The sequence below is a fragment of the Sphingomonas sp. PEI4 genome, from assembly GCF_056679955.1.
Window position 1 is genome coordinate 3,798,452 of record NZ_CM155258.1, and the last position, 17,351, is coordinate 3,815,802.

16 protein-coding genes and 1 pseudogene are annotated in these 17,351 nt (G+C 66.2%); 11 read left to right on the forward strand and 6 right to left on the reverse strand.

What is annotated here, in order from left to right; all coding sequences use genetic code 11:
• The first annotated feature begins 299 nt into the window (after positions 1-299).
• The 6 genes from AC1MLZ_RS17645 to AC1MLZ_RS17670 all read left to right on the forward strand — a co-directional run bounded on the left by AC1MLZ_RS17645 (position 300) and on the right by AC1MLZ_RS17670 (position 8,214).
• Positions 300-2,675: a hybrid sensor histidine kinase/response regulator gene (locus tag AC1MLZ_RS17645; RefSeq protein WP_480959621.1), complete on the forward strand. Its 2,376-nt coding sequence runs from the start codon at positions 300-302 to the stop codon at positions 2,673-2,675.
• A gap of 49 nt (positions 2,676-2,724) precedes the next feature.
• Positions 2,725-3,075, forward strand: coding sequence for a response regulator (locus AC1MLZ_RS17650; protein ID WP_093399563.1), 351 nt, complete (start codon positions 2,725-2,727; stop codon positions 3,073-3,075).
• A 355-nt stretch (positions 3,076-3,430) separates the two neighbouring features.
• Positions 3,431-5,152: a dihydroxy-acid dehydratase gene (gene ilvD / locus AC1MLZ_RS17655; RefSeq protein WP_480959622.1), complete on the forward strand. Its 1,722-nt coding sequence runs from the start codon at positions 3,431-3,433 to the stop codon at positions 5,150-5,152.
• Positions 5,153-5,171: 19 nt separating this feature from the next.
• The gene (locus AC1MLZ_RS17660) at positions 5,172-5,540 is read left to right on the forward strand and encodes a hypothetical protein (RefSeq protein ID WP_480959623.1); all 369 of its coding nucleotides are present in this window, start codon (positions 5,172-5,174) and stop codon (positions 5,538-5,540) included.
• Positions 5,537-7,021: an NAD(P)H-hydrate dehydratase gene (locus tag AC1MLZ_RS17665; RefSeq protein WP_480959624.1), complete on the forward strand. Its 1,485-nt coding sequence runs from the start codon at positions 5,537-5,539 to the stop codon at positions 7,019-7,021. Before AC1MLZ_RS17660 ends, AC1MLZ_RS17665 begins: the two co-directional genes overlap by 4 nt.
• Complete coding sequence (locus AC1MLZ_RS17670) at positions 7,018-8,214, forward strand: class I SAM-dependent RNA methyltransferase (protein WP_480959625.1); 1,197 nt, start codon at positions 7,018-7,020, stop codon at positions 8,212-8,214. The genes AC1MLZ_RS17665 and AC1MLZ_RS17670 overlap by 4 nt, the downstream gene beginning before the upstream one ends.
• Before the next feature lie 168 nt (positions 8,215-8,382).
• Here the strand turns inward: AC1MLZ_RS17670 and truA are convergent, their stop codons facing one another.
• Both truA and fmt read right to left on the reverse strand, forming a co-directional pair.
• Positions 8,383-9,123, reverse strand: a complete 741-nt coding sequence (gene truA, locus AC1MLZ_RS17675) for a tRNA pseudouridine(38-40) synthase TruA (protein WP_480959626.1) — start codon at positions 9,121-9,123, stop codon at positions 8,383-8,385.
• Positions 9,120-10,046, reverse strand: a complete 927-nt coding sequence (gene fmt, locus AC1MLZ_RS17680; protein ID WP_480959627.1) for a methionyl-tRNA formyltransferase — start codon at positions 10,044-10,046, stop codon at positions 9,120-9,122. The genes truA and fmt overlap by 4 nt, the downstream gene beginning before the upstream one ends.
• Before the next feature lie 53 nt (positions 10,047-10,099).
• Here fmt and recR point away from each other — a divergent pair, with 53 nt between their 5' ends.
• The 3 genes from recR (at position 10,100) to AC1MLZ_RS17695 (ending at position 13,282) form a co-directional block, all read left to right on the forward strand.
• Entirely contained in the window at positions 10,100-10,696 is a 597-nt protein-coding gene (recR, locus tag AC1MLZ_RS17685; RefSeq protein WP_423324589.1) for a recombination mediator RecR, read from the forward strand.
• A 164-nt stretch (positions 10,697-10,860) separates the two neighbouring features.
• Positions 10,861-11,385 carry a peptide deformylase gene (gene def, locus AC1MLZ_RS17690; RefSeq protein ID WP_480959628.1) on the forward strand — a complete coding sequence of 175 codons (525 nt, stop codon included), beginning with the start codon at positions 10,861-10,863 and terminating at the stop codon, positions 11,383-11,385.
• A gap of 445 nt (positions 11,386-11,830) precedes the next feature.
• Positions 11,831-13,282 carry a DNA recombination protein RmuC gene (locus tag AC1MLZ_RS17695; RefSeq protein ID WP_480959629.1) on the forward strand — a complete coding sequence of 484 codons (1,452 nt, stop codon included), beginning with the start codon at positions 11,831-11,833 and terminating at the stop codon, positions 13,280-13,282.
• Between the two features lie 666 nt (positions 13,283-13,948).
• Here AC1MLZ_RS17695 and rplI read toward each other — a convergent pair.
• From rplI to AC1MLZ_RS17715, 4 genes are all read right to left on the reverse strand, one after another.
• Positions 13,949-14,545 carry a 50S ribosomal protein L9 gene (rplI, locus tag AC1MLZ_RS17700; RefSeq protein ID WP_332801064.1) on the reverse strand — a complete coding sequence of 199 codons (597 nt, stop codon included), beginning with the start codon at positions 14,543-14,545 and terminating at the stop codon, positions 13,949-13,951.
• A gap of 12 nt (positions 14,546-14,557) precedes the next feature.
• Complete coding sequence (rpsR, locus tag AC1MLZ_RS17705) at positions 14,558-14,782, reverse strand: 30S ribosomal protein S18 (RefSeq protein WP_031393978.1); 225 nt, start codon at positions 14,780-14,782, stop codon at positions 14,558-14,560.
• A 2-nt stretch (positions 14,783-14,784) separates the two neighbouring features.
• The gene (gene rpsF, locus AC1MLZ_RS17710) at positions 14,785-15,219 is read right to left on the reverse strand and encodes a 30S ribosomal protein S6 (protein ID WP_132739164.1); all 435 of its coding nucleotides are present in this window, start codon (positions 15,217-15,219) and stop codon (positions 14,785-14,787) included.
• Between the two features lie 160 nt (positions 15,220-15,379).
• Entirely contained in the window at positions 15,380-15,742 is a 363-nt protein-coding gene (locus AC1MLZ_RS17715; protein ID WP_480959630.1) for an RcnB family protein, read from the reverse strand.
• Positions 15,743-15,928: 186 nt separating this feature from the next.
• On the opposite strand from AC1MLZ_RS17715, the gene fabD reads away from it, so the two are divergent.
• The gene (gene fabD / locus AC1MLZ_RS17720) at positions 15,929-16,888 is read left to right on the forward strand and encodes an ACP S-malonyltransferase (RefSeq protein WP_480959631.1); all 960 of its coding nucleotides are present in this window, start codon (positions 15,929-15,931) and stop codon (positions 16,886-16,888) included.
• 34 nt (positions 16,889-16,922) lie between these two features.
• A pseudogene (locus AC1MLZ_RS17725) lies at positions 16,923-17,350 on the forward strand (GxxExxY protein).
• Position 17,351 lies beyond the last annotated feature (1 nt).

Here is a 17,351-nt window from a genome sequence, read left to right on the forward strand (position 1 = left end):
ACCGCCCGTAACCCTGGACCCCCGCCTACGCGGGGGAACAGTAGGGCGAGGTGCACATCTCGAAGCCGCCACCCCGGCGAAGGCCGGGGCCCAATTGGGAAACGTCGCCAACGACGGGCTGCGCTCGGTCACCACCACCTTGCCACTTGGGCCCCGGCCTTCGCCGGGGTGGGCTCCCGCCGTCCCGTCATCCTGACGAACGTCAGGATGACGGGGTTGTGGGCGATGTCGCCAGCCATGCCTCCCAAACCACGCAACCCGCTTGACGCCTCACCCCGCAACAGCGGATGACTCCCCCGATGGCATCGTTCGCTTTACCCACCCGCGCCCGTAACGCAGCGATCGTTGCTGTCGCCTCGGGCGGCGCCGCCGCTGCGATCGTGCTTCTGCTCGTCGGCAGCTGGATCGTTGCCGCCGGTTTCTTCGCCGCGGCGGTCATCGTCATCGGCGCGCTGATCGCCTGGCGCCTGCTCAACCCGGTTGCCAAGGATGCCCCCCGACCCGTCGACTGGGACCTCACCCGCACCGTCGCCCAAGCCGGCACCGACGCGCTCGCGATCACCGACCGCGCCGGGCGACTCGTCTGCGCGAACGACGCGTACGAAGCGCTGTTCGAAGGTTTCCCGACGCCCCCCGGACTCCCGCTCGACGAAGCCGGTAACGCGGCACTCGCCGACGCCGGCCGCGCCGCGTGGCGCGACGGCACCGCGCAGGTCGATCGCCTCAACGCCCGCGACGTCTGCCTCTCCGCGCAGATCGCCCGCGCCGGCGACGATGCCGACATGCTCGTCTGGCGCTTCGTCACCGCGCAGGAACACGACCTCGCCGAGACGCTCGCCGCGCTCCTGACCGGCCCGACCGGAGACCGTCTCGGCGGCAGCGGCATCATGGCCGCCTTGCTGTCCCCCGACGGTCGCGTCCGCACCGCCAACCGCGTGCTGCGCGCGAGGGCGTGCGGCGACGAATACGACTCGATCCAAGGCCGCGACTTCGCGCGCTTCCTGATTACCGACAGCCGCGGCCTCGTCCGCTTCGAACGCGAAGGGCTCGAAGGCACGGCGCTGCGCGTCCTCCAGATTCCGTTCCTCGACGGAGATGACGCGCCCGTGCTGGTCGCATTGCTTGATGAGGAGGAGAACGCCCCCGCGCTCGGCGCCAGCGCTTCGGCACACGTCCGCAGCCTCGTCAGCATGATGCCGTTCGGTATGGCGCTGGTCGACCGCGACGGCCGCTTCCTCCAGATGAACGATTCGTTCCTGCGCGCGGCCGGCGTCAATTCGGTCGCGCCGCCGCTTTATCCCGGCGACCTCGTCGTCCGCGAGGACAAGGCCGCGGTCGCCGACGCGATCCGCAAATTCGCGAACGGCGCGACGCATTCCGCCGACATGGCGGTCCGCCTCAAGGATCACCCCGACGAGCCGGTCGCGCTCACCATCGCCGGCGCGCGCGGGCTCGGCGACGCGGCCGTCCTGCTCAGCCTCAAGAACAACAGCGAGGAAAGCCGCCTCAAGCGCGAGGTCGCCCAAGCCACCAAGATGCAGGCGGTCGGCCAGCTCGCAGGCGGAGTCGCGCATGATTTCAACAACATCCTGACCGCGATTATCGGCCACTGCGATCTGATGCTGATGCGCCATTCGCCCGGCGACAGCGATTACGACGACATTCAGCAGGTCCGCACCAACTCGAACCGCGCGGCCAGCCTGACGCGCCAGTTGCTCGCCTTCTCGCGCCAGCAAACGCTCCGCCCGCAGATCCTGCAACTCCCCGACGTCGTCTCGGAAGTCTCGAACCTGCTCAAGCGCCTGATGGGCGAGAACGTCCGGCTCGACATGACGCACGGCCGCAATCTCGGCCCCGTCCGTGCCGATCCCGGCCAGCTCGAGCAGGTCGTCGTCAACCTGGCGGTCAATGCGCGCGACGCGATCGTCTCGGCCAACGCGCGCGGCGGCGGCGTGCTCACGATCACCACGCGCGCCGTGCCCGCATCGGAGGTGCGCGAGATGGCGTCGGATATCCTGCCCGTCGCCGATTATACCGCGCTGATCGTCCAGGACACCGGCACCGGCATCCCGCCCGACGTGTTGCCCAAGATCTTCGAGCCGTTCTTCACCACCAAGGAGTTCGGCAAGGGCACCGGTCTTGGCCTCTCCACCGTCTACGGCATCGTCAAACAGTCCGGCGGCTACATCTTCGCCGATAGCAAGCCGGGGCAGGGCGCCACCTTCTCGATGTACCTGCCGGTCCATTCGGCCCCCGCCGCGACCCGTCCCGTGGTGATCAAGCCCGCGCCGAAGCCAGTCGACCTGTGGGGCACCGGCACGATCCTGCTGGTCGAGGACGAGGACATGGTCCGCGCCGTCGCCGAACGTGCGCTCACGCGGCAGGGCTACACCGTGCTCACGGCCGAAAACGGCGAGATCGCGCTCGAAGTGCTGGAGAAGCACGGCCGTCCCGACCTGCTCATCAGCGACGTGGTGATGCCGCAGATGGACGGCCCGACGATGGTTCGCCACGTCCGCGAGAGATACCCGGACCTGCCGATCCTGTTCATGTCGGGCTATGCCGAGGAGCAGTTGCGCAAGTCGATCGACCTCGACAACGTCGCGTTCCTGCCGAAACCCTTCTCGGTCCAGGAGCTCGCCGAAGCGGCACGAGACGTGCTGGCCGCGCGCTGACCCGAACAAGATGTTGGCAAGTCGTAACAATCCCGACTATGCGCATGGCATGACCGCTCCCCAACAGATCCTCATCGTCGAGGACGAACCGTTGATCGCCATGATGCTAGAGGATTTCCTCGAAGTGCTCGACAAGGGAGTCGCGGGATCAGTCGACACCGTTGCCGATGCATTGAAGCGGATCGAAGAGGGCGGCGTCGATGGCGCGATCCTCGACGTTAACCTGCGTGGTGGCGAGAAGAGCACGGCCGTCGCCGAGGCCTTGGCTGCCAAGGGCGTCCCATTCGTCTTCGCCACCGGCGGCGGCGATGATGGCGTGGCTCCAGAGTTCCGCGACCGCCCCCGCCTGCAAAAGCCCTTCACGATGGACGGCGTAGCCAAGGCCCTCGAAGGCCTCTAATCTTATTTTACCCGTCCTCAAAGGGATGGGCCGGGGGTGGGTAGGGCGCTTGGCGAGGGCGACGTCAGCCCACACCCCGTCATCCTGACGAAAGTCAGGACCCAGAGCCAAACAGCGCATCGTCCGTGACCCTGGATTCTGACTTTCCTCAGGATGACGCACAAAGAACGCGGCCGTCATACCCGCGAAGGCGGGAACCCATACTGGCTGGCCTCAGCGATGGGATAGTGAGCCTTTGAGCATCTACATCCCCGCCTTCGCGAGGGATGACAGAGAACGGGTCGAGCCTCCCACTCCTAAAAATCAACGCAACTCTCTTGCGCAAATACCCTCTCCCGCGACATAGGCGTTCGCCATGACCCGCACATTCGATAAATCGCGCCTGCCGAGCCGTCACGTCTCCGTCGGCCCCGAACGCGCCCCGCACCGCAGCTATTACTACGCGATGGGCCTCGACGAGGAGCAGATCGCCCGTCCGTTCGTCGCGCTAGCCTCCGCCGGCAACAACTCCGCGCCCTGCAATACTACGCTCGACGCGCAGGCCGATGCCGCGCAGGCGGGCGTCATTCAGGGCGGCGGCATGCCGCGCCGGTTCAACACGATCACCGTCACCGACGGCATCGCGATGGGCCATCAGGGCATGAAAGCCAGCCTCGTCAGTCGTGAAGTCATCGCCGATTCGGTCGAACTCTCGGTCCGCGGCCATTGCTACGACGCGCTGGTCGGGTTCGCCGGCTGCGACAAGTCGCTTCCCGGCATGATGATGGCGATGCTCCGCCTCAATATCCCGTCGGTGTTCGTCTATGGCGGCTCGATCCTGCCCGGCCGCTATCAGGACCGCGACGTCACCGTCGTCGACGTGTTCGAGATCGTCGGCAAATACGCCGCCGGCGCGTGCCCGTTGTCCGAAGTCCACGCGATCGAGAAAGTCGCCTGTCCCGGCCACGGCGCGTGCGGCGGCCAGTACACCGCCAACACGATGGCCTGCGTCGCCGAAGCGATCGGTTTGTCGATCCCGAACAGCAACATGGTGCCCGCACCTTACACGACGCGCGAACAGATCGCGGTGGCGGCCGGCGCGCAGGTCATGGAGTGCCTCGCCGACAACATCCGCCCGCGCGACATCTGCACGCGTGAGGCGTTCATCAACGCCGCGCGCGTCGTCGCCGCGACCGGCGGCTCGACCAACGCCGCGCTGCATCTGCCCGCGATGGCATCCGAAGCTGGCATCGAGTTCGACCTGTTCGACGTCGCAGAGATATTCAAGACAACGCCTTACATCGCGGACCTCAAACCCGGTGGTAAGTACGTCGCGAAGGACATGTACGAGGCCGGCGGCGTCTACATGCTGATGAAGACGATGCTCAGCGGCGGCTTCCTCAACGGCGATTGCCTGACGGTAACGGGCAAGTCGCTCGGCGAGAACATCGACCAGGTGACGTGGAACCCCGACCAGAAGGTCATCTACGACATCAAGACTCCGCTGACTCCCACCGGCGGCGTGGTCGGCCTGCGCGGCAGCCTCGCCCCCGAAGGCGCGATCGTGAAGGTCGCCGGCATGCACCGCCTCCAGTTCTCGGGGCCGGCGCGCGTATTCGATTGCGAGGAAGACACCTTCGCCGCCGTCGAAAACCGCGAGATCAACGAAGGCGAAGTCATCGTTATACGCTACGAAGGCCCCAAAGGCGGCCCCGGCATGCGCGAGATGCTGTCGACCACCGCCGCGCTCTACGGCCTCGGCATGGGCGAGAGCGTCGCGCTCATCACCGACGGGCGGTTTTCTGGCGGCACGCGCGGTTTCTGCATCGGCCATGTCGGTCCCGAAGCGGCGGACGGCGGCCCGATCGCAATGGTCGAGAATGGCGACATCATCCACATCGACGCCGAAGCCGGCACGATCGACCTCGACGTCCCCGAAGACGTGATGGCGGCCCGCCGCGCCGCATGGGTACCGCGCTCCAATGATTACGGCTCGGGCGCACTCTGGCGCTATGCGAAGACCGTCGGCCCCGCGTACAAGGGTGCCGTCACGCACCCTGGAGCGGCAGCAGAAACCCATGTCTACGCGGATATCTAAGCGAATACCGGCTGTTGCGGTGCTTCTTTCGCTCCCGCTTGCAGCGTGCGGGCGAGAGAAGCCGACCAGCGCGCAGGTCGAGGCGCAGCAGCGCAGCGAAACCGCGAGCGACACCCGGATCGCCTGCGCGCGCGGTGACGCCGCGTTCACGTCCACCTGCACGGTCGAGCAGGCGCAAGGGAGCGATGGCCTGATCCTGACCGTCCGCCATCCCGACGGCGCGTTCCGTCGGTTGCTGGTGACGCAGGACGGCCGCGGGGTGGTCGCGGCGGACGGCGCCGAGGTGGCCAAGGTCACGATCACCGGCGCGGACGGTATCGAGGTCGCGCTGGGCGGCGACCGCTACCGCCTCCCGGCGACCATCAAGGGCGCGGCCAAGACGTCATGATCCGAATCAAAGGCCAGCCCATCCTGACCGCCGCCGAAATGCGCGCGGCAGAAGACGCGGTGATTGCTGGCGGCGTGTCGGTCGAGACGCTGATGGACCGCGCCGGCACCGCGATCGCGCACGCGGTCCGCCGGTTGGCAGGTGTGAACGAGGTGCTGATCCTCTGCGGCCCCGGCAACAACGGCGGCGACGGCTATGTCGCCGCGCGGGTGCTGGCGGAGATGGGTGTGGCGGTCCGCGTCGCGGCGTTGTCTGAGCCGAAGACGGCTGCGGCAAGGTCGGCGAGGGCAGGGTGGTCCGGCCCCATCGAAACGCTGGCGGAGGCAAAATCTGCGGCGATCCTGGTGGACGCCCTGTTCGGCACCGGCCTGACGCGTCCGCTCGACGCCGAGCCCGCCCCCACTCTAAGCCGTTCCCCCGCGGACGCGGGGGCCCAGCTGAGTTCCAAGGGCTCTCCGGACGGCTTACTCTGGGCCCCCGCGTCCGCGGGGGAACGGTCTCTGGTTGAGTGCCTTCATTTTCTCGTGAACGCCGCGCAGCTCAGTATCGCCGTCGATCTCCCCAGTGGCCTCGCCACCGATTCGGGGAAGGCGCTCAGCACGCCCCCCGTCTTCGACCTCACCTTAGCCCTCGGCGCGGTAAAACCCGCCCACCTCCTTCAACCTGCAGTCCGCTACTGCGGCCAGATCCGCCTCCTCGACATCGGCGTACCCAGCACCAGCCAAGCCGAAGTCCTGAAAACGCCAACCCTTCCAACCCCCGGCCCGGACGCGCATAAATACACGAGAGGCATGGTCGCCTTGATCGCGGGAATCATGTCCGGAGCCTCCGACCTTGCAGCCCTCGCCGCGATGCGCGCCGGCGCGGGCTATGTAACCCTGCTCGGCGACAGCGCAGGGCATCCGCACGCGCTCGTCCGCACGCCGTTCTCCGACCACGCTCTCGCCAACGATCGCATAGGCGCGCTCGTCATCGGCCCAGGCCTGGGCCGCGACGATACCGCCCACGCCCGCCTTGAGGCGGCCCTGAACGCCGGCCACCCGCTCATCATAGACGGCGACGCGCTCCGCCTGCTCGACCCGGACAGCATCAAGGCGCTGAAGGTCCCCGTCATCCTCACCCCCCATGCAGGCGAGTTCGACGCGCTCTTCGGCAAATCCGATGCCAACAAGATCACCCGAGCCCGAAACGCCGCCACGCGCACCAACGCCATTGTCGTCTTCAAAGGCGCGGACACCGTCATTGCCGCCCCCGACGGCCGTGTCCGCATCGCGCAGGACGCGAGCGATTGGCTCTCCACCGCCGGCACCGGCGACGTTCTCGCCGGCGCGATCGGCGCGATGTTGGCGGCAAGGCTCGATCCGCTCGACGCAGCCTGCGCCGGAGTGTGGCTCCACGGTGACGCTGCCCGCCGATTGGGCCCCGCGTTCATCGCCGACGACTTGGCGGAAGCGCTCCGGTCGGCCAGAGCGGCTTTATGACCTCTGAATCGAATATCGACACGATCGTACGCGTCGCGGCACGCGGCGACGGCATGACCGCCGACGGCCGCCACGCCGCCTTTGCCGCACCCGGCGACACGCTCGCCGCCGACGGCACCGTCACGCCCGGCCCACATCACCAGACCCCACCCTGCGTGCATTTCCCGACCTGCGGCGGCTGCCAGCTCCAGCATCTCGACGATCAGGCCTATGCCGAGTTCGTCACCGACCGCATCGCTTCCGCACTCGACGGCCAGGACCTGTCCGCGCCGATCCGCACACCCCACATCTCTCCCGAGCGAAGCCGCCGCCGCGCGACGCTCCATGCCGAGGCCAAGGGCGGCAAGATCACGCTCGGCTTTACCGCCGAAAAGGCGCACACGATCGTCGATATCAAGGAATGCTGGATCCTCGATCCGCGCTTGTTCGCGCTCGTCCAGCCGCTCCGCCAGCTGCTCAAGCGCCTCAACTTTCGCCGCCGCGCGGACATCCACCTGACGCTCGCCGATCAGGGCGCGGACATCCTGATCACCGGCTTCGCTCCCGAAGGCCTCGCCGCCGCCGAAGCGCTCACCAAATTCTGCGAAGACCACGGAATCGCCCGCGTAGCGTTCGACGATGGTCTCGGACCTGAGACGCGGTGGGAGCCCGACGCGGTCACGATCACGCTCGGCGGTGTTCCCGTACCGCTTCCGCCCGCGTCGTTCCTGCAAGCCACGCCCGATGGCGAAGCCGCACTCACGGCCGCCGTTCTCGAAGCGATCGGCAAGCCCGCCACGGTCGCCGACCTCTTCGCCGGCCTCGGCACCTTCACGCTGGCGATCCCTGCCAAGGTCTACGCGGCCGAAGGAGCGCGTGACGCGCTCGCCTCGCTGAAGGCTGCCGCACACCGCACCCAGCGCCCGATCTACCCTGAGCACCGCGATCTCTATCGCCGGCCGCTGACGGTGGCCGAGCTCGATCGTTTCGACGCGGTGGTGATCGATCCACCCCGCTCCGGCGCGCGCGAGCAGGCGACTGCGCTTGCCGAGTGCAAGACGCCGGTGATCGCCTATGTCTCGTGCAATCCGGCGAGCTTCGCGCGCGATGCGAAGGAGTTGTGCGACGGGGGCTGGCGGATCGACTGGGTCCAGCCGGTCGGCCAGTTCCGCTGGTCGACGCATGTCGAACTTGCCGCGAAGTTCGTGCGCTAGCCGTTTGGTATAGAACAGCATCATTCCCGCCGTCATGCCGGGCTTGTTCCGGCATCCACGGTCCCGCACATTCGATAGTTGCGAGTATGCGGAACGGTGGACCCCGGAACAAGTCCGGGGTGACGGGGTGGGCTCGGTGTTGGCGCGACCTACCAATATTGCACAGCGCTACGGATAAACGGCACTCACGAAGAACAACCCATCAGGCGGCGCATTAAGCCCCAGCATCGCCCGATCCTTCGCCTCGAGCGCAGCCGCAACATCGCCAACCGCCCAACGCCCCATACCCACCAGCGCGAGGCACCCGACCATCGACCGCACTTGGTGATGCAGGAAAGACCGCGCCGCCGCATAGACGAACAGCCGCTCCCCCTCCCGCACCACCTCAAGCCGGTCCAAAGTCCGCACCGGACTATCCGCCTGGCAATGCGCTGACCGAAACGTCGTGAAGTCATGCCGCCCGACCAGCGCCCCCGCAGCCTCCGCCATCCCGTCTGCATCCAGCAACTGCGGCACCTGCCAAGCCAACCCCGCCTCGAACGTCAGCGGCGCGCGCCGATTGATGATCCGGTACTCATACGATCGCCCGACACACGAAAACCGCGCATGCCAGTCGTCGTCGACGACCTCGCACGCCAGCACCGAAACCGGCGCCGGCTTCACCAGCGCATTCAGCCCCTCCATCAACCGAAACGCCGCGAGCGGCTTCGCAATGTCGACATGCGCGCGCATCGCCATCCCGTGCACGCCCGCATCGGTCCGCCCCGCCGCCTGCACCGAGACAGTCTCGCCCGTCATCTTCAACACCGCCGCTTCAAGAGCCGCCTGCACGCTCGGCCCATGCTTCTGCCGCTGCCAGCCCATGAACGGCCGCCCGTCGAACTCGACCGTCAACGCGAACCGCGTCAAAGCTGCGTCCCCGACGGGATCGCAAACCCACGCAACAACTCTGTGGCCGAGGTAACGCCACGCCCGGCGCGCTGAACCAAAGTCGGTCGGATCGCGCCGTCGCTACACCCGATCGTCAGCTCGGCATTGACCGTCAGCCCCTCGCACCCAAGAAACGAGAACGGCAACACGTCCGCTGCGAGCACCTTCACCCGCTCCCCCGCATGCTCGAACCACGCTCCCGGCGCCGGGTTCATCGCCCGCACCAGCCGCTCGACCTCGACTGCCGACCGCTCGAAATCGATCCGCGCCTCCGCCTTGTCGATCTTGGCGGCATAGGTGACGCCGTCCTCAGGCTGCGGCCGGGCAGGGTAGGCGTCGAGGTCGCCCAGCACCTCGACCATCAACCGAGCCCCCATTGCCGAGAGTTCGGATGTCAAATCCCCCGCGGTCTTGCCGACGATCGGCGTCCGCCCCTCGAGCCGAACGGGCCCGGTATCCAGCCCCGCCTCCATCTGCATGATCCCGACGCCCGTCTCGGCGTCGCCCGCGAGGATAGCCCGCTGCACCGGCGCCGCCCCACGCCACCGCGGCAACAGCGACCCATGCACGTTCAGGCACCCGAACCGCGGCGCGTCCAGCACCGCACGCGGCAGGATCAGGCCATACGCCGCGACCACGGCAACGTCCGCGCCCAACGCAGCAAACGCCTCGCGAGCCTCCAACCCCTCCGGCAAAGACGCCTTGAACGACACCGGCGTCCGCACCTCGATGCCAAGCGCCTCCGCCCGAACCTGCACCGGCGACGGCACCAACTCGCGCCCACGCCGCCCGCCCGGCCGAGCAGGCTGGCAATACGCCGCCACCGCGTCATGCCCTGCCGCGACGAGGGCATCCAGCACCGGCACCGCGAAGTCCGGCGTTCCCATGAAGATGATCCGCATGGCCCCTCTCGAACACGCTGGCGGGGAGCCGCGCAACCCCCTATCTGTTCCAGATGGCATCCCCCGAGATCGAGGCGCTGACGCAGGCGCTGGCCCGGCTCCCCGGCCTTGGCCCCCGGTCCGCGCGTCGCGCCGTGCTGCATCTGCTCAAGAAGCGCGACGCCGCGCTGGGTCCGCTCCGCGAGGCGCTGACCGCCGTCGACGAACGGCTGGAGAATTGCACCACCTGCGGCAACGTCGACACCACCAACCCCTGCGCGATCTGCGCCGACCCGCGCCGCGACCAGCGCGCGCTCTGCGTTGTCGAGGAAGTCGCCGATCTCTGGGCGCTCGATCGCTCGCGCCTATTCCCGGGCCGCTTCCACGTCCTCGGCGGCCGCCTGTCCGCGCTCGAAGGCATCCGCCCCGAAGACCTCAGCATCGACAGCCTCGTCCGCCGCATCGAAGCCGGCGGCATCGACGAAGTCGTCCTCGCGATGAACGCCACGCTCGAGGGCCAGACCACCGCGCACTACATCGCCGAGCGCATCGAACGCTTCCCCGTCCGCGTCACCCAACTCGCGCACGGCCTGCCGGTAGGGGGCGAACTCGACTATCTCGATGAGGGAACCCTTGCTCAGGCGTTAAGGGCGAGAAGGCCCATGGCCTGAACTTCAAGCTCCGTCATGCCGGACTGGTTCCGGCATCCACGGTGCCGCAAAGGCGATAGAGTTCGGTTTGCGGAACGGTGGATGCCGGAACGAGTCCGGGGTGACGGAGCGGGTTCCTGGTCCAATGACTTGACGCACCCCCGCGCGGAACCTAGCTGCGCAGGATGACCGTCATGACCGTTCTCGAAGTCCCCGATCCCCGCCTGCGCCTAGTCGCCGAGCCGGTGGAGAAGGTCGACGATTCCATCCGCACGCTCGTCGCCGACATGATCGAGACGATGTACGACTTCAGCGGCATCGGCCTCGCCGCAACGCAGGTCGGCGTGCAGAAGCGCGTGCTCGTCATCGATCTCCAGGACGAGCAGGGCGAAGACGACAAGCCGATCAAGAACCCCAAGGCGTACATCAACGCCGAGATCCTGTCGGTCAGCGACGAGATGTCGACCTACAACGAAGGCTGTCTCTCGATCCCCGAGCAATACGCCGAAGTCGACCGCCCCGCGCGCTGCCGCGTCAAATGGCTCGACGAGACCGGCGCGGAGCATGAGGAAGATTTCGACGGACTGCTGTCGACCTGCATGCAGCACGAGATCGACCATCTCGACGGCGTGCTGTTCATCGACCACATCAGCCGCCTCAAGCGCGACATGGTGCTGAAGAAGCTGGCGAAGGCTCGCAAGCTCGGGTGAGGGCGGCGGGTGCGTTGGGCATTGAGCCGCACCTTTTGCACCACTCGCTCTCCCCAAGAGCCACCACCCCGGCGAAGGCCGGGGCCCAGTTGGAGAGGTCGCAGTAATGAAGTGCGGACCTCAGTCAGCAACGTCACCCAACTGCGCCCCGGCCTCCGCCGGGTTGGTGCTCTTCTGCGAGGATGCACGACCCTTCTAGTTCTCCCGCGAAAGCGGGAGCCCAGGACCACGAACGCCACCGCCCGTAAGCTTGGACTCCCGCCTTCGCGGGAGAACGGACGGCGCATTTACCCTCTGTCCTACGCCAATCGTTCGACGTATGTTCCACCCATGACGTCTCCAATCTCCCCCCAAACCCGCTCGCCCGCGCGCCCATCTCTCCCACGGAAAATGCTGCGCGAGCGTCTATACTTCCTATACTTCACTCCCGTTTCGGCGGTGCCACATGGCTGAGTTCGCCATAATCGCCGTCCTCGCGCTAGCCGCCGGCATCCTCCTCGGCTGGCTGCTAGCCTCGCGCCGCGCCGCAACCCTCGCCAGCGAACTCGCCGTCGCGCAGACTAAGGTCGCCGACGCAGACCTCATCCGCACCGCACGTGACGCCGTCGAACGCGAACGCAACGCCGCGATGCAGGACCTCGCCACCCTCCGCGCACAAAACGCCGAGCGCGCCACCGACACCGACCGCCTCCGCATCGACCTCGGCACGATCCGAGCCGACCGTGACGCCGCCCGCACCGAAATCGCGACGCTCAAGGCGCAAGGCGAGGCGTTCGAAACCCGCCTGCTCGAACTCCGCGAAGCCAAGGACGTCATGGCCGCACAGTTCGGCGACGTCGCCAACAAGCTCCTCGTCGACGCGCAGAAGACCTTCCTCGAACGCGCCGACGCCCGCTTCCGCCAGTCCGAAGAATCCGCCGGCCTGAACCTGAAATCGATGCTCCAGCCCGTCAGCGACCGCCTCCAACGCTACGAAGAGGGCGTCGCCAAGGTCGAAGCCGAGCGCCGCGACGCATTCGGCGACCTGAAGGGCCAGATCGAACAGATGCGCCTCGGCCAGGAAAAGGTCTCCACCGAAGCCGCCAAGCTCGTCAATTCGCTCCGCAACGCCCCCAAGTCCCGCGGTCGCTGGGGCGAGCAGCAGCTCAAGAACGTCCTCGAAACCTGCGGCCTCAGCGAGCACACCGACTTCCAGACCGAAGTCAGCGTCGCGGTAGGCGACGACGGTGCCAGGTTGCGCCCCGATGCGATCATCCGTGTCCCCGGCGGCCGAGCGCTCGTAATCGACGCCAAGGTGTCGCTCAACGCCTATCAGGACGCATTCGGCGCAGTCGACGACGCCGAGCGCCTGATCGGTCTCGCCGCCCACGCGGCCTCGATGCGCGCACACGTCAATGGCCTCGGCAACAAGGCCTATTGGAGCCAGTTCGCCGACACCCCCGATTACGTCATCATGTTCGTCCCCGGCGAGCATTTCCTCTCGGCCGCGCTCGAACACGACCCGACGCTCTGGGACTTCGCGTTCGAAAAGCGCGTGTTGCTGGCAACGCCCACCAACCTGATTGCGATCGCCCGCACCGTCGCGGCGGTTTGGCGCCAGGAGAAACTCGCCAACGAAGCGCGGAAGATCGGCGAACTCGGCAAGGAAATGCACGATCGCCTCGCCAAGGTCGCGGACGATCTGCGCAAGGTCGGCGTGGGCCTCAACAGCGCCGTGAAGAACTTCAACGGCTTCACCAACTCGTTCAACGGCCGCCTGATGGTCACTGGGCGGAAATTTCGCGATCTGAATATCGAGACCGGCGCGCGCGATCTCGAAGACGTGTCCTCCGTCGACGCGCTCGCGCTGGGCGAGGGGCCTGCATTGATCGAGAAGCCTGAGAACGTCGAAAGCTGAATGTGTGAATGGTTGGGCGTTATTAGCTTAACCCGAAAGCCGCCGTCATCCTGACGAAAGTCAGGACGCAGCGCCACTTCCGTAACGTCTGGTACCCTGAATCCTGACTTTCGTCAGGATGACGGACAGGGGTCGTGACTGGTCGATAGCCGGATTGCAGCCGCAAGATTCCTCGTTCTCCCGCGTAGGCGGGAGCCCAGGATCAAGCAGCGCTGCGTTCCATTACCTGGACCCACGCCTTCGCGGGGGAACGGCTGGGGGCGGGGGACTGCATAATTCCGTCATGCCGGGCTCGTTCCGGCATCCACCGTTCCGCAAACTCAGTTGCCGGAGAGATTGCGGAACCGTGGCCCCCGGAACAGGTCCGGGGTGACGGAGCGGGGTAGGGAAACGTCGGGGCCGCACCCAAAACCGATCGGTACAAAATCCGTTCACCTCCCGGAAACCTTTCCCGACCCCGCGCATTGACCCGGCAACATCTCCTCAAAGAGTCGTCCGGCCATGAAACACATCGTCCCCGTCCTCTTCGCGCTCATCCCGTTCGCGGCCGTTCTCGGCGCTTGCGTTACCTGCCCCTGATCGCCGTCGCTCAGACACAAAAGAAAAGGCCCGCCCGGATCACTCCGGGCGGGCCTTTCTGTATCAGCCAAGAAGGAAGCGAAGGGATCAACCCTGCGCCTCTTCCTCCTGGTCGCGAGGAGCTTCGGCGGTCGCGCCGGGTTCCGCGTTCGGATCGTAATCCTCGACGAAGCCGGCCTCGTCACGCTCGAACATCGACGACATGACGTCGACGCCCGAAGCCTGCATCTCGGCCTCTTCAGGCGAGCGAGCGACGTTGACCTTGACGGACACCGACACTTCAGGATGCAACGCAACCTTCACGGTGTAGACACCGATCGCCTTGATCGGCTTGTCGAGCACGATCGCCGACTTGCCGACCTTGTGACCGTCGGCCACCAGCGCATCGACCAGATCGCGAACCGCGACCGAGCCGTAGAGCTGACCGGTGTTCGACGCCTGACGGATCAGGGTCACGGTCGCGTCGTTGAAGGTCTTCGCTTCGGTCTCGGCATCGCTGCGACGCGATGCGTTGTCCGATTCGATCTTCGCACGGTTCGACTCGAATACCTTGCGGTTCGCGTCGTTCGAACGAAGTGCCTTCTTGTTCGGGAGAAGGAAGTTACGGGCATAGCCGTCCTTTACCTTCACCACGTCGCCGATGGCGCCGAGCTTCTCGACGCGTTCCAGCAGAATGACGTCCATGGGGAGCCCTCCTTACTTAACGATGTAGGGCAGCAGGCCCAGATGACGCGCACGCTTGATGGCCTGGGCCAGTTCGCGCTGCTTCTTCGCTGCAACAGACGTGATGCGCGAAGGGACGATCTTGCCACGCTCGGACACGAAGCCCTGCAGCAACCGGACGTCCTTATAGTCTATCCGGGGAGCGTCTTTAGCGGAGAACGGGCAGCTCTTGCGGCGGCGGAAGAATGGACGTGCCATGATTATTCAGCTCCCTCTTCGCGGTCACGACGGGGACCACGGTCCGGACGATCGCCACGATCGGGACGGTCGCCACGGCCACCCTCACGGTCGCCACGACGCTCGCGGTCACGATCCTGCTTGCGCATCATCACGGTCGGGCCCTCTTCGAGGGTGTCGACCTTGACCGTCATGTAACGGATGATGTCTTCGTTGATCTGGGTCTGGCGCTCCAGCTCTGCGATTACGCTGCCGGGAGCATCGATCTCGAGCATGACATAGTGCGCCTTGCGGTTCTTGGCGATCTTGTACGCCAGCGAACGCAGGCCCCAGTTCTCGGTCTTTACAACCCGACCTTCGTTGTCGTTCACGATCTTGGTGGCGATTTCCGCCAGTGCGTCCACCTGCGCTTGTGCCAGATCCTGGCGCGCAAGGAACACGTGCTCGTAAAGAGCCATGTCTTGTCCTTCGTCTTGGCCGATCGCTGATACACGCCCCATGCGTGCACCCCTCCGGCTGTCGTCTAGAATGCAAACAGGGGCGAGAGACGCGAATCTCTCACCCCGGTTGCAGAGGCCATTACCCGATTATCGGGGAAAGGCAAGGTTGGTGCGGACCTTACCGGCGGAAAGCGCCGCCACGAACCTGCACCACGTTGCCACGGCCGTTGATCAGGAGCGCGTCGTTGCCCGAGCGAACCCACTGGCTGCCACGCGGCGGGGCGGCGAGGCGATAGTTGCGATACGTCGTGATCACCCGGTAGTTCTGTGCCTGGCGACGATCGAAGCGCTGGCCGGCGCGCCAGTTGCGATACTGCGGCGCCCGCGTGACGGTGCGCTTGGTGACGACGGTGCGGCCACTGTCGTTGTGGCGCACGGTGGTCACTTCGCGGCGCTGCTGCTGCGCTTCGGCGGGGGCGGCTGCGAGCAGCGGGCTGGCGACGAGGGTGGCGGCAAGTGCGCTGAGGATGAACTTGTTCATGATAATCTCCCGTTGAAAACACGGCGCCTTTGCTGCGGCGTCTTCCATAATCTGGGATCGGATTGTCGCAGGCGCATGTCGCAGCCGTCGCGAAATGGTCGCCATTTGTCGCAAAGCCACAAGCTTCGTTCAGGTTGCAACTCGCCGCGCACCTTTCTAGGCCGCGGCATCAAATTAGGAGAGGTCATGCGCGCGTTCATCTTCCCCGGCCAGGGGAGCCAATCGGTCGGCATGGGCAAGGCGCTCGCCGACGCCAGTGCCACCGCCCGCGAGGTCTTCGCCGAAGTCGACGAGGCGCTCGGCCAGCATCTGTTCCGCCTGATGAGCGAAGGTCCCGCCGACGACCTCCTCCTCACCGAGAACGCCCAGCCCGCGATCATGGCGAACGCGATCGCCACTCTGCGCGTCGCCGAGAAGGAAGGCGGCATCCGTCTCGCCGACAAGGCGGACTACGTCGCCGGCCACAGCCTGGGCGAATATACCGCCTTGTGCGCAGCCGGCGCGCTAGACCTGTCGACCACCGCCCGCCTGCTGAAACTCCGCGGCCGCGCGATGCAGGCCGCCGTCCCGGTAGGCGAGGGCGCAATGGCCGCGCTGCTCGGCACCGACCTCGAAAAGGCGCAGGTCATCGCCGGTGCAGCGGTGGACGCGATCCTCGCAGAAGGCGGGCCCCAACTGATCTGCACCGTCGCCAACGACAACGACCCGTCGCAGGTCGTCATCTCCGGCCACCGTCTTGCGATCGAAAAGGCGATCGCATTGGCCAAGGACCTCGGCGCCAAGCGCGCCGTGCTGCTCCCCGTCTCCGCCCCGTTCCACTGCCCCCTGATGCAGCCCGCCGCCGAAGCGATGGAAGCCGCGCTCTTGGACGCCGACCTCCGCGCGCCGCTCGTCCCCCTCTTCGCCAACGTCGACGCGACGGCGGTCGCTGACCCCGGCGCGATCCGCCACCTGTTGGTCCAGCAAGTCACCGGCATGGTCCGCTGGCGCGAATCGGTGCTGGCGATGCACGCAGCGGGCGTCGAACATTTCGTCGAATTCGGCGGCAAGGTCCTCAGCCCGATGGTTAAGCGCATCACTCCCGACGTGGAGACCACCAGCGTCATCACGATGGACGACATCGAGGAATTCGTGAAGAAGATGTGATTCACGCGGAGACGCGGAGTCGCGGAGAGAAGATTTGAGAGAGATCGATCAGATCAGCGGCGATGTGCTCGATCTCTCGCTCCGCATCCATCGCGACCTTGGTCCGGGGCTTCTCGAAAGCGTCTACGAAATGGTGCTGGCGGGTAAGCTTGCCAGTCTGGGTTACCAAGTGGCGCGGCAGCGACCGGTAGACATAGAGTTTGATGGCATGCGCTTTGAAGCGCCTTCAGGATCGATCTACTCGTCGACGAACGCCTTCTGGTCGAAGTCAAATCGGTAGAGCAACTGAATGCGGCGCACGGCAAACAACTCCTCACATACCTACGCCTAACCCATCAGCCCGTAGGGCTTCTGATAAACTTCGGCGGCGCAACGCTAAAGGAGGGAGTACGACGGATCGTAAACGACCATCGCCCCTCCGCGGCTCCGCGTCTCCGCGTGAACCAACCTACTGGAGACTAGA